We start from the raw sequence: 12649 nt of genomic DNA on the forward strand, positions 1-12649 counted from the left end.
TCCACGGGTTTAAGTCGGTAAGACCGACTTAATGCTCCACATTGACGCGATTTCCACGAGTTTAAGTCGGTAAGACCGACTTAATTCCCCACAGTGACGCGATTTCCACGGGTTTAAGTCGGTAAGACCGACTTAATGCTCCACATTGACGCGATTTCCACGAGTTTAAGTCGGTAAGACCGACTTAATTCCCCACAGTGACGCGATTTCCACGGGTTTAAGTCGGTAAGACCGACTTAATGCTCCACATTGACGCGATTTCCACGAGTTTAAGTCGGTAAGACCGACTTAATTCCCCACAGTGACGCGATTTCCACGGGTTTAAGTCGGTAAGACCGACTTAATGCTCCACATTGACGCGATTTCCACGAGTTTAAGTCGGTAAGACCGACTTAATTCCCCACAGTGACGCGATTTCCACGGGTTTAAGTCGGTAAGACCGACTTAATGCTCCACATTGACGCGATTTCCACGAGTTTAAGTCGGTAAGACCGACTTAATTCCCCGCAGTGACGCGATTTCCATAGGGTTTAAGCCCGCGAGACAAGCTTAATGCCCGGCTAAGCCAAGATTCCCGAGGATTTAAGCCTGTCTCGCAGGCTTAACGCCCCGTAGCGCAGCACTTCCCGAGGTTTTAAGCATGCGAGGCAGGCTTAATGTCCGCGGTTTAGTAGCGTTCCCGGAGTTTAAGCCCACTTAACGGGCTTATCGAGGCCCGGGCCCCCCGCTTCCACGGGCAAAAAAAACGGCGCCCGGATCACCCGAGCACCGTGCCGGGAGCGAGCCGCGCGCCTCTGGCGAATTCCGACGCCGGCAGCGTTTTTTTGCCTGCGGGCTGCACGTCGGTCAGCACGACGCTGCCGTCTCCCGTCCGCACCCGAATCCCGAACGGCCCAGTCTCGAGGACGGAACCCGGCGTTAGCTTCTCCCATTCCGGCCGCAGCCGCTTGTCCGACTCTTGGGGGATCCGGCAGCTCCACACCTTGAACACTTCCCCGTTCCAGAACGTGAACCCGCCGGCCATCGGATTCAGCCCGCGCACGCGGTTGAACACCTCGCGGGCGGTCCCGCTCCAGTCGATCCGCTCGTCCTCCCGCGTCAAGTTCGGCGCGTAGGTCGCTTCCGCGTCGTTCTGCGGCACCCGGGGCGCCGTTCCGTCGGCCAGCTTCGGCAGCCATTCCGTCAGCAGCGCCGCCCCGGCCCGGCTCAGCTTGCCGAACATCGTGCCGGCCGTATCCTCGTCCGTGATCGGCACTTCCACCCGGGCGATCATGTCGCCGGTGTCGAGCCCTTCCGCCATATACATCAGCGTGACGCCCGTCACCGTCTCGCCGCCCATGACGCAGCGCTGGATCGGCGCGCCTCCGCGGTACTTGGGCAGCAGCGACCCGTGCACGTTGACGCATCCGAGCCGGGGCAGCGCCAGCACGGCTTTCGGCAGGATTTGCCCGTAAGCCGCGGTCACGATCAAGTCCGGCCGATAGGCCGCGACCGCTTCCACCGCGTCCGCCGCCCGCATCCGTTCCGGCTGAAGCACGGGCAGCCCGCGTTCCAGCGCGAACTCCTTCACCGGGGGCGGGGTCAGTTCGCGCTTGCGGCCTTTCGGCCGATCCGGCTGGGTGACGACCGCCGCCACGTCATACCCGCCTTCGATCAGCGCCCGCAAAGAAGGGACGGCGAAGTCCGGCGTCCCCATGAATACGATTCTCATGTTCATTCCCCGTCCTGCTCCGGCGCCAGCTTCCGCGCTTCGTACACGGATTCGGCCAAATCGATGAACAGCACGCCGTTCAGATGGTCCAGCTCGTGCTGGAACGCGCGGGCCAGCAGTTCCGTTCCTTCGTATTGAACCGGATTGCCGTAGCGGTCCTGCCCTTTGATGACGACCTTGTTGGCGCGTTTCACGTCGCCCTGGAGGCCCGGGATGCTGAGGCAGCCTTCCGCGCCCAACTGTTCGCCTTCCATGCTGACGATTTCGGGATTGATCAGTTCGATTAAACCGTGTTCCTCGTCCGCGTCGACCACGAACACCCGTTTCAGGATGCCCACCTGGGGCGCGGCGAGGCCGACGCCGTCGGCGTCGTACATCGTATCGGCCATGTCGTCGAGAAGCTTATGGAGATTGGCGTTGAATTTGGTCACTTCCTTCGCCCGTTCGCGAAGCACGGGGTCGGGATGCTTGACGATCAATCTGATAGCCATTCTCATCCGTCCTTTATCAAAGCATCATCTGCGGATCCACGTCGACGCCGATCACCACGCCGCTCCGCTTCACCGCCTCGCCCATGTCCCGCAGCACCCCGGCTGTCAGGGCGGCGGCATCGAGCTTACCCCGATATTTTACCATACATTGATACCGGTAGCGATCCTTCAGCCTGGGGATGGGCGAAGGAACCGGACCGAGCACGTCCAAGCCGGCCGCGCTGCCCGCCGTGCCGCAGGATCCGATCCCGGCCTCTTCCGCCCGTTCCCGCAGCGCCCTCGCGAATTTCTCTCCGATCGACAGCAGCATCGGAACCGATTCATGGGAGAACGTGATCGAGATCAGCCGGCCGAAAGGCGGATACCCGAGCACGCGCCGGGCATGCAGTTCCTGCGCGGCGAACCCGTCATAGTCATGTCCCGTCACCGACGTAATGGACACGTGTTCCGGGTCGTACGTCTGGATGACGACTTCGCCGGGCAGCTCATGCCGCCCTGCCCTTCCCGCCACCTGGGTGAGCAGCTGGAACGTCCGCTCCGCCGCGCGGAAATCCGGCAGCCGCAGCGCGGCATCCGCCGCCAGCACCCCGACGAGCGTCACGCGGGGAAAATCGAGTCCCTTGGCTACCATCTGCGTGCCGAGCAGCACGTCCGCTTTGCGTTCCCGGAACATCGTGAGCCATTTCTCGTGCGCGCCTTTCTCGGACGTCGTGTCCACGTCCATCCGGATGACCCGGATGCCGGGAAACGCCTCCGCCAGCGCTTCCTCCACCTTCTGCGTGCCCGTCCCGAAAAACCGGATATGCGGGCTTTGGCACGAAGGACAACTCGCAGGCTCCGGTTCGGCGTACCCGCAATAGTGGCAGCGCAGGTTTTTCGAACCGCGGTGGTAGGTCAGCGCGATGTCGCAATGCGGGCAGCTGCAGGTGTAGCCGCAGGAACGGCACATGACGAAGGTCGAATACCCCCGGCGGTTCAGCAGCAGCACCGTCTGCTCCTCGCGGCGGAGCCGTTCCCGGAGCGCGTCCGCCAGCGCCCGGCTGAACATCGCCCGGTTGCCGAGCTTCAATTCCTCCCGCATGTCGACGATCCGGACTTCCGGCAGCGGCCGGTCGCCCACCCGTTCGGGCAGCGCGATATAGCGGAGCGGCTCCGCCCCGTCGCCGTCCAAACGCGTGGCGGCCGCGTAGCTCTCCAGCGAAGGCGTCGCCGAACCCAGCACGAGGACGGCGCCGTTCATCCGGGCCCGCTGGGCGGCAGCGTCGCGGGCGTGGTATTTCGGGCTCTCTTCTTGCTTATAGGAAGTTTCGTGCTCCTCGTCGATCACGATCAGACCGATTTCGGAAAAAGGGGCGAAAACCGCGGACCGCGCCCCGACCGCGACCAACGCGCGGCCTTCCCGGATTTTGCGCCACTCGTCGTAGCGCTCCCCCTGGGATAATCGGCTGTGTAGCACGGCCACCCGCTCGCCGAAGCGGCTTTTGAACCGCTCGACCATTTGGGGCGTCAGCGCGATTTCCGGAACGAGCACGATCGCTTGGCGTCCTTGGGCCAGGCATCGTTGGATCGCCTGCAAATAGATTTCCGTCTTGCCGCTCCCCGTCACGCCGTGCAGAAGGAGTTGCGCGAACCTGCGCCCGTCCAGCGCTTCGGCGATCGGCGCGATCGCCGCCTGCTGCGCCGGAGTGAGCGGCAGCGGCCGGGAAGCCGGAAACTCGCGGCCTTGGTAAGGATCCCGATCTTCCGTTACCTGGCGGATTTCCACGCCGCCTTTGCCGGCAAGGGCGCGGACGACCTGCGGAGTCACGCCGGCCGCCTCCGCCAGTTCGGCGAGCGCGATCGGCTCCGGATTTTCGGCGAGGTATTCGAGCACTTCCCGCTGCTTGCGGGCGCGGGACGGAACCGCCTCCGCCATCGCGCGCAGCCGTTCGGGATCGGGGGGATAGACGGTCGCGACCGTCTTGACCGACAGCCGATCCTCCACCTTCTGCCGTTCGGTGATCCAGCCTTGTTTCAACCAGCGTTTCAAAAGCGGTCCCCGGTCCGGAAATTGCTGCAGCAGCGCGGACCATTTGACCGCGGAACGACCCGCGATCGCTTCCCAAACCTCGGACTCCCGACCGTCCATTCCCTGCGGCTCTTCCGCGGCCGCCGCGATGTATTTCTCGGTCCGGCCTTTCAAGGCGGCCGGAAGCATCGCCTGCAGCGCGACGACGGCCGGGCATACCCAGCGCCGGCTCATCCAGGCGCCGAGCTCGATCAGCTCGGGCGTCAGCGGCGGCACGGCATCCAGCACGTCGGCAATCGGCTTGAGCCGGCCCTTGTCCACTTCGGCTTCTTCCGCGAAGCCGACGACGAAGCCTTGCAGCGTGCGCCCGCCGAACGGCACGGCGACGCGGCTGCCGATTTCCGTCCAATCGGCCAGACGTTCCGGCACGAGATAATCGAAGGGCCGGTCCGTCTCCCGGGCCGGCACGTCCACGACGACACGCGCGATTCTCATGCCGGGCCCATCCGTTCGGCGGCCAATTGCCAAAGCCGCTCCGCGACTTTCCGTTTGACGGACTGCGGAATATGCTCGACCAAGCCTTCCGGCCCGTATACGCTGACGATGTTCGTCTCCGTCCCGAAGCCGGCCCCGGGGGCGGAGACGTCGTTCGCCGCGATCAGGTCGCAGTTTTTGCGTTTCAGCTTATCCATCGCGTATTTCTCCAAATCTCCCGTCTCCGCGGCGAACCCCACCGTGAACGGACGGCGCTCGCCCGGATGATCCTTCTTCCAATCCCCGATCGCTTGCAGAATGTCGGGATTGCGGACCAGCTCCAGCGTCAGCGTCTCGCCGTCCTTTTTCAATTTCTTGTCCGAAACTTGTTGCAGGCGGTAGTCTGCCACGGCGGCCGCCTTCACGACCGCGTCGACGCGGCCGAGTCTCGACAGCACTTGTTCGTGCATCTCCGCCGCCGACTCGACCCGAATCGCCTCGATTCCGCCGGGAGGCGGTCCGTCCGTTCGGGCGTAAATCAGCGTCACGTCGGCCCCGTAGTCGCGGGCCGCTTCCGCCAGAGCGAAACCCATCTTCCCCGAGGAATCGTTCGCGATATACCGCACGGGATCGATGCGCTCGACGGTGCCGCCCGCCGTAATCAGCACTTTGCGCCCGGCCAGCGGCCGCGGTCCCGCCAGCAGCCGGGCCGCGGCTTCGGCGATTTCGTCCGGTTCGGCCAGCCGGCCTTTGCCGACGTAGCCGCAGGCCAGCTGCCCCGTTCCCGGTTCGACGAAATAAACGCCGCGGGACCCGAGCTTGCGCACGTTCTCGACCACCGCGGGATGCTCCCACATATGGACGTTCATGGCGGGGGCGACCAGGATCGGCGCCGTCGCGGCCAGCAGCGTGGTGCTCAGCATGTCGTCCGCGATCCCGCCGGCCATTTTGCCGATGATATTCGCGGTCGCCGGAGCGACGATCACCAGGTCAGCCGCGTCCGCCCAATCGATATGCTGGACGACGGAAGCGTCCCGTTCGTCGAACACGTCGGTCGCCACCGGATGGCGGGACAACGTTTGCATCGTAAGGGGCGTGATGAACTTCGCCGCCCCTGCGGTCATCATGACGCGGACGGACGCCCCCCAGGACACCAGGCGGCTGCACAACGCGGCAGCCTTATAAGCCGCGATTCCTCCCGTCACGCCGAGCACGACCGTTTTTCCCTCAAGCGGCTTCATCGCTCTTCCCCCTCCGACCGATTCGTTCGTATGACCCTTTGCAGCAGATTCCCCGCGGCGGCAGAAAAAAAACAACCGCTGGGGTTGTCTTCCTCGGCCCCTGCGGGCCCGTATCTTATTTGTTCAGGTTTTCGACGTGCACGTAATCGTGGTAGATCTCCTCGAGCGCCACCCCGACCACTTTGTGCGACTTGGGGGCCATCATCTCGCTCTGGGCGCCGTCGCGCAGGCTGCGCGCCCGTTTGGCGGCCGCCACCACCAAGGTGTATTTGCTGTCGACTTTCTGCATCAATTCGTCAATGGAAGGATACAACATGTTTGGTCACCTCTCCGATACGTTTTCCGCCGGCGCCAGTTCCTTCAATTCCTGGAAAAGTTCATGGAGGAATCTTTCGCGCTTGCAATGCTCCGCCGTCATGATCGCGGCGATCCGGTCGCAGGCGTTGTCGATCCGGTCGTTCACGACGGCGTAATCGTAATGGTACAGCAGGTTCATTTCTTCGACCGCCACGGACAGCCGATGGTTGATCGTCGCCTGCGTCTCGGTTCCCCTGCCGGTAATGCGCGCCTTCAGTTCGTTCAGCGACGGAGGCAGCAGGAAGACGAATACGCCTTCCGGAAACTTCTCCTTCACCTTCAGGGCGCCTTGCACTTCGATTTCCAGGATGATGTCCTTGCCCTCGGCGAGCGTCCGTTCCACGAATTCGCGGGGCGTCCCGTAGAAATTGCCGACGTACTCGGCATATTCGAGCAGGGCGTCGCGCGCGATCATGTCTTGGAACTCGTCGCGGGACTTGAAGAAATAGTTAACGCCGTCCCGCTCCCCCTCCCGGGGTGCGCGGGTCGTGGCGGACACCGAATAAATCAGCTCCGGATGCCTTTTCCTCAGCTCGGCGCACACGGTGCCTTTGCCGACGCCGGAAGGTCCGGACAGTACGATCAGTAAACCTTTGTTCATGGAGGTCCCCAATTCATTCGTCATTGTCGTCGTCTTTGGTAGAGAGGCGGTGCGCCACCGTTTCCGGCTGGACGGCCGACAAAATCACATGGTCGCTGTCGGTGATGATGACCGCGCGGGTCCGACGGCCGTAAGTCGCGTCGATCAGCATGTGCCGATCCCGGGCTTCCTGGATGATCCGTTTGATCGGAGCGGATTCCGGACTTACGATCGAAATGATCCGGTTCGCCGATACGATATTGCCGAACCCGATATTGATGAGCTTGATAGCCATGCAGCGATTCCCTCCGGTCGTCCTCGTCAGCAGCTTCCCGGGGCAGCCCTTGAACTACGCTCCCATTGTTGCCGAAAGCGGCCCTCCGCATACTGCGGGATTGGGTGCGGTTTTCCACACCCTATGGATTTATTGCTTTATTGTACTTCAAATCCATAGACCGGACAAGAGGACCCCGGCACGCGACGTTCAACCGGCGCGCGAAGCGGCCGCGCTCTTCTTCGCCACGTATTCGGTCAGCTCGGCCGTCATCTCGTAAAACATGAAAGGCGTGATCAGATAGATTCCGTTGAAACGGGGCATGGCCGCGTCCAGCAGCTCCTTGGCGATCGCGACGCCCTCCGCCCGGCCCGCGGGGCCTTCCAGCCCGTTCATGCGCCGGCGCACCTCGTCGGACAGCTGGATGCCCGGCACTTCGTTGTGGAGATATTCCGCGTTGCGCCCGCTCGCGAGCGGCATGATGCCGATGAAGATCGGCACGTCCAGATGGCGGGTCGAATCCGCGATTCGCTCGATCAGCTCCGGATCGTAGACCGGCTGCGTCATGATATAGTCGGCCCCGGAGGCGACTTTCCGTTCCAGCCGCTGCACGGCTTTGTCCAAATGCTTCACGTTCGGATTGAAGGCGGCTCCGATGACGAACTTGGCCTGCTGCTTAAGCGGCTTGCCGGAGAAAGCCACGCCTTCGTTCAGCTGCTTGATCATGCGGATGATTTCGAAAGACGTCAGGTCGTACACGGAACTCGAACCCGGCAAATCGCCGAATTTCGCCGGGTCCCCGGTGACCGCAAGCACGTGGTCGATGCCGAGGGCGTCGAAACCCATCATGTGCGACTGGGTGCCGATCAGGTTCCGGTCGCGGCAAGCGATGTGGGCAAGCGGACGAATGCCGACGCGCTCCTTGATCAGCGCCCCGAGCGCCATGTTGCTCATGCGGGTGACCGCCAGCGAGTTGTCGGCCATCGTGATGGCGTCCGCTCCCGCTTCCTTGAGCGCCTGGGCGCCCTGCATGAATTTCGCGATGTCCAGGTCCCGCGGCGGATCGAGCTCCACGATGATCGTATGGCGCTGCCGGACGAGGTCGACCAGCGTCGGCTCCGGCACTCCTCGCCCGGTCCCGGACGCGGGCGCCTGATCCGCGGACTCCGCGCGGCGGGATGGCGAACTCTCGGATGCCGGCACGCCGGGCCGGTAGTCCCGGAGCGCCTTCGCGATCGCTTCGATGTGCTCGGGCGTCGTGCCGCAGCAGCCCCCGATCAGTCGGGAACCGAGATCCGCGAACCGCTGCGCCGACACCGCGAAATATTCCGGCGTCGCCTTGTACTCCACCTTGCCGTCCACGTAATCGGCGATCCCGGCGTTCGGGAATACGCTGAGCGGTACGCCCAGGTCGGCGGGCAGCGTCTCCATCGCCCGCAGAATCGCGTTCGGGCCGCTGCGGCAGTTGAAGCCGATCACGTCGGCCCCTTCTCCCTTGAGACGACGGAACGCTTCGGCCAGCGGCACGCCGTCATGCGTGCGGGCCGAGTCTTCCACGGCGAACTGGCAAATGACCGGCAGGTCGCTGCGCTTGCGGATCAAGCGGAGCGCGAGGGAAATTTCCTCGAGATCGAAGAACGTCTCCAGCAGCAGCCCGTCCGGCTTCTCCGCCAGCAGCGCGCCGATCTGCTCCTCGAAATCCCTTTGGATATGGGCCGTTCGGACGTTCTTGCGCCGGCCGGCGCGAATCGCTCCGATCGCCCCCACGACGTACGCGCGGTCTCCCGCCGCCTGGCGCGCGATCGCGACGCCGGCCGCGTTGATCGCTTCCGCCTTCTTTTCCAAGCCGTATTTCGCGAGTTTCCCGTGTTGGGCGGAAAACGTGTTGGTTTCGATGACTTCCGCGCCGGCTTTCACGTATCGGCGGTGAACGTCGGCAATGACCGAAGGCTTCAGCAGGTTGAACTCTTCGTACGAAACCCCGACCGGAAAGCCGAGCTGATACAGGTACGTCCCCATCGCCCCGTCGCCGACCCGCGGCCTCTCCTTCAGCGCCGCGCGCAAATCCGGTTTCATGTTGCTCCCCCATCCCATTCTTCCGTTAAAGTAATTTCTAATGTAGCATAATTTCGCCAACGTTAAAATGGAAAAACCCCACTGTCGAGGTGGGGTTAGCCGATATACGGTACTTTTGGGTTTAAGCTTCCGCCTGCACGTCGGCTTGCGCGAATCCTCTCGCGCAGCTATCGGCCCGGGCACGGACCCGCGACAATCGCAGGGACGCGACCGCAGTCGCCGCCGCGAGCAGAACGCCCGCCGCGCCGATCCAGCTGACGGCAGACAGCGGAGCCCGGTCCGCGACGACGCCGCCGAGACCCGCACCGGCGGCCATGCCCAGCTGAAGAACGGAGGAATTCAGGCTAAGCATGATGCCGGAGGCTTCGGGCGTCAGGCTCATTAGATAATACTGCTGCGTCGGACCCGACGACCAGGCCGCGAAAGCCCAGAGCATCAGCACCGGGAACACGACGGCCGGCGAGCCGGCCCCGGCCGACAGCAGCACCAGCGAGATCGCGTGCAGCAGCATGCCGCCGGTCAGCGTGCGGGGGACGCCCCATTTGTCCGTGCCGTACCCCCCCAGCTTGGAGCCGATCAAGCTCGCGATGCCGAAGGCGAATAGGCCGATGCTGACTTGCCGTTCGCTCATCCCCGTGATTTCGAGAAGATAGGGCGAAATATACGTATACGTAACGGAGTAGCCGAGAATCCACATAAACGTAACCGAAAGCGCCACGGTCAGTTTCGGATCCTTGAGCAGCGCGAGTTGCCTCCGCAGCGGGACCGGTTGTTCGCCTTCCGTGCGGGGGATCGTCCGGAAAACGGCGAACATCGTCAGCAAGCCGAGCGCGCCGATGCCTCCGAACGCGGCCTTCCAGTCGAAAGCGGACGCGACCACCCTGCCGAGCGGCACCCCGACGATCAGCGCCGTGCTGAACCCCATGACGACGGTCGCGATCGCGCTCCCTTGGCGTCCTTCGGGCGCCAGCTTCGCCGCGACCGTCAGGGCGACGACCACGAACATCCCCGAGCTCAGCGCCATGGCGATCCGCGCCGCCATCAACGACACGAAATCCACCGTCAAGACCGCAGCGGCATTGCTAAGCACGAATAGGCCCAATGCGGCGAGCAGCACGTTCCTCCGTTCCATACGGGCGGTCAGCGCCACCAGGATGGGCGTCCCGAAGCCGTACGCCAGCGAGAAAGCCGTAATCAACTGGCCCGCAGCCGACAGCGAGACCCCGATGTCCTTGGCGATCAAATCCAAAATGCCGGCGATGATAAACTCCGACGTCCCCACCAGAAAACTGACGACGGCCAACATGTAAATTTTCCAGGCATTGCGCATCACGGAAAACTCCTCTCTCCACTCTTGTTTTTATATTTCTAGATTTATAGAAATAACGGCGAAAAAAAATCAGTTAAGCAAATACGGCGCGTATTTTTCGGCCACATCGCGGTTCACGCTGTAATAAATAAAGGTGCCTTCCTTCCGGAGATTCAGCAGCCCGCAATCGGTCAATTGCTTGAGATGGTGGGACAGCGTCGATCCGGCGACCGATTCCAGCTTGCTTTGGATATCCGAGCAGCACAGGTTCCGTTCCTCGGTCAGCAGGCGAGCGACTTTAAGGCGCGTCGGTTCGCCAAGCGCTTTATACACTTTGACGGCTTGCTGGAGTTCTTCGTTGTCTCCGTGCATCGGTCAGGCCTCCCGCTCTCAGATTATTTCCACAGGTATCGAAATAAAATTAACATACGGAAACGGAAATGTAAACCCTCGTGACTTGCCTTCTTCGATGGAATGGATTTCCTCGTAATCGAGACGATCGATCGATGCTCGCTGAAGGTCATCTGAAGGCGAACGCGAAAAAGCCGGGTTTCACCGGCTTCGGCCTGTTCGCCGCTTTTCGCTTAAACTCCGCTTACAGCAAAGCCCCCTCGAACACGAAGGCGGCCGGTCCGGTCATGTAGACGCGGTTGTCGGCTTCCTTCCATTCGATCTCCAAATCCCCGCCCGCGAGCGAAATGGTCGCCTTGCGGTCGGTCAGCCCGTTCAGCACGGACGAGACCAGCGTGGCGCAAGCGCCCGTTCCGCAAGCCAGCGTCGGACCCGCCCCGCGCTCCCAGACGCGCATGTCGACCTGGCCGCGGGAATGGACGGTCGCGAATTCCACGTTGATTTTGCGCGGGAACAGCGGATGCGTCTCCAATCTCGGGCCCCACTTGGCCAGATCAAAACCGGCCGCGTCGTCGACATAGATGACGCAGTGCGGGTTGCCCATCGAAACCGCGGTGAATTTGAACGTCCGCCCGTCCACTTCGACGGATTGGCCCAGCACCGGATTGGCGTCGATCGTCGTCGGGACGTCCAAGCCGTTCAGGATCGGAGCGCCCATGTCGACGGTTACCCGGGACACTTTGCCGTCTGCCGTTTCGAGCGAGAGCGGCTGAACGCCGGCGCCCAACGTCTCGATCGTCAGCTCCGTTTTGTCCGTCAATCCCTTGTCGTAGACGTATTTGGCCACGCAACGGATAGCGTTGCCGCACTGCTCGGCTTCGGAGCCGTCGGAGTTGAGGATCCGCATGCGGAAATCCGCTTTCTCGGACGGCAGGATGTAGACCAGCCCGTCCGCGCCGATGCCGAAAAACCGATTGCAGAGGCGAACCGCCAATTCGCCCGCGTTCGCCGGAAGCGTCCGCTCCCCGTACACGACGATGAAGTCGTTGCCCAATCCGTGCATTTTCGTGAATTGCATGTCAACTTCCCCCTGATTTCGCGCTTCGGCTTGTTCTTGTCAAAATCTTACCGCAAAACGAAGCGGATGGGCATTGAGCCAATCGCAGTTTATTTGCATTATTCCGCTTCCGGGGGAGATGACCGGAGGAACGAAAAAAGGCAGACGGTTGACCGTCTGCCGCCTTGTACCGGCCGAAACCGGATTACCCAGGTCGTTCCGTCGAAATCTGGAACGACACGCCGAATTTATCCGTTACCATCCCGAAAGCGGGGCTCCAAAACGTTTCCTGAAGCGGCATTTCCACATTGCCGCCCTGCGCCAGCTTGTCGAAAATCGTTTTCGCTTGGGCCGCGTCGTCCACCACGACGGCGATGGCCACGTGGTTTCCGACCTGATGGGGATTGCCGGGGAACGTATCGGACAGCATCAGCACGGTTTCGCCGACTTGAAGCGCCGCGTGAAGCACGCGGTCTTTGGCTTCCTCCGGGACCGGGTGGTCCGGATCGCCCGGCATCTCCCCGAAGGTTTGCAGGGAAATCACCTTGGCGGACAAAGCTTCCTCGTACCATTTGACGGCTTCTTGGCCGTTGCCGTTCGTTACCAGATAGGGGCTTAATCGGATCGCCATCCTCGATTCTCCTTTGCGTCCGGCAGGACGTGTTGACTTCATGGATGATTATACCGGAACGAGGTGCCGGATCAAAATCCGCCCGCCCG

12 protein-coding genes are annotated in these 12649 nt (G+C 62.4%); all 12 read right to left on the reverse strand.

The features are described 5' to 3' along the window. Nucleotides 1-757: 757 nt before the first annotated feature. The 12 genes from fmt to PTZ19_RS04590 all read right to left on the reverse strand — a co-directional run bounded on the left by fmt (nt 758) and on the right by PTZ19_RS04590 (nt 12560). Nucleotides 758-1711, reverse strand: a complete 954-nt coding sequence (gene fmt, locus PTZ19_RS04535; RefSeq protein ID WP_276352600.1) for a methionyl-tRNA formyltransferase — start codon at nt 1709-1711, stop codon at nt 758-760. A 2-nt stretch (nt 1712-1713) separates the two neighbouring features. After that, on the reverse strand, nt 1714-2202 hold the full coding sequence (gene def / locus PTZ19_RS04540; protein ID WP_276352602.1) for a peptide deformylase: 489 nt from the start codon (nt 2200-2202) through the stop codon (nt 1714-1716). A 16-nt stretch (nt 2203-2218) separates the two neighbouring features. Beyond that, nucleotides 2219-4705, reverse strand: a complete 2487-nt coding sequence (priA, locus tag PTZ19_RS04545; RefSeq protein WP_276352603.1) for a primosomal protein N' — start codon at nt 4703-4705, stop codon at nt 2219-2221. Beyond that, nucleotides 4702-5925, reverse strand: coding sequence for a bifunctional phosphopantothenoylcysteine decarboxylase/phosphopantothenate--cysteine ligase CoaBC (gene coaBC / locus PTZ19_RS04550; protein WP_276352605.1), 1224 nt, complete (start codon nt 5923-5925; stop codon nt 4702-4704). The genes priA and coaBC overlap by 4 nt, the downstream gene beginning before the upstream one ends. 115 nt (nt 5926-6040) lie before the next feature. After that, nucleotides 6041-6241 carry a DNA-directed RNA polymerase subunit omega gene (gene rpoZ / locus PTZ19_RS04555; RefSeq protein WP_276352607.1) on the reverse strand — a complete coding sequence of 67 codons (201 nt, stop codon included), beginning with the start codon at nt 6239-6241 and terminating at the stop codon, nt 6041-6043. Between the two features lie 6 nt (nt 6242-6247). Next, complete coding sequence (gene gmk, locus PTZ19_RS04560; RefSeq protein WP_276352609.1) at nt 6248-6883, reverse strand: guanylate kinase; 636 nt, start codon at nt 6881-6883, stop codon at nt 6248-6250. Nucleotides 6884-6896: 13 nt separating this feature from the next. Continuing rightward, a complete protein-coding gene (gene remA, locus PTZ19_RS04565) occupies nt 6897-7157 on the reverse strand; it encodes an extracellular matrix/biofilm regulator RemA (RefSeq protein ID WP_005548256.1) in 261 nt (86 codons plus the stop codon). 189 nt (nt 7158-7346) lie between these two features. Continuing rightward, nucleotides 7347-9212, reverse strand: coding sequence for a bifunctional homocysteine S-methyltransferase/methylenetetrahydrofolate reductase (locus tag PTZ19_RS04570; protein WP_276352610.1), 1866 nt, complete (start codon nt 9210-9212; stop codon nt 7347-7349). Between the two features lie 121 nt (nt 9213-9333). Continuing rightward, nucleotides 9334-10542: an MFS transporter gene (locus PTZ19_RS04575; protein ID WP_276352611.1), complete on the reverse strand. Its 1209-nt coding sequence runs from the start codon at nt 10540-10542 to the stop codon at nt 9334-9336. Between the two features lie 69 nt (nt 10543-10611). Further along, nucleotides 10612-10893 (reverse strand): ArsR/SmtB family transcription factor, encoded by a 282-nt coding sequence (locus PTZ19_RS04580; RefSeq protein WP_276352613.1) that lies wholly within the window; start codon nt 10891-10893, stop codon nt 10612-10614. Nucleotides 10894-11116: 223 nt separating this feature from the next. After that, on the reverse strand, nt 11117-11950 hold the full coding sequence (gene dapF / locus PTZ19_RS04585) for a diaminopimelate epimerase (RefSeq protein ID WP_276352614.1): 834 nt from the start codon (nt 11948-11950) through the stop codon (nt 11117-11119). 184 nt (nt 11951-12134) lie between these two features. After that, nucleotides 12135-12560: a VOC family protein gene (locus PTZ19_RS04590; protein WP_276352615.1), complete on the reverse strand. Its 426-nt coding sequence runs from the start codon at nt 12558-12560 to the stop codon at nt 12135-12137. Between the last annotated feature and the right edge of the window lie 89 nt (nt 12561-12649).

This window comes from Cohnella caldifontis (assembly GCF_029360585.1).
Classification (GTDB): domain Bacteria; phylum Bacillota; class Bacilli; order Paenibacillales; family Paenibacillaceae; genus Cohnella; species Cohnella caldifontis.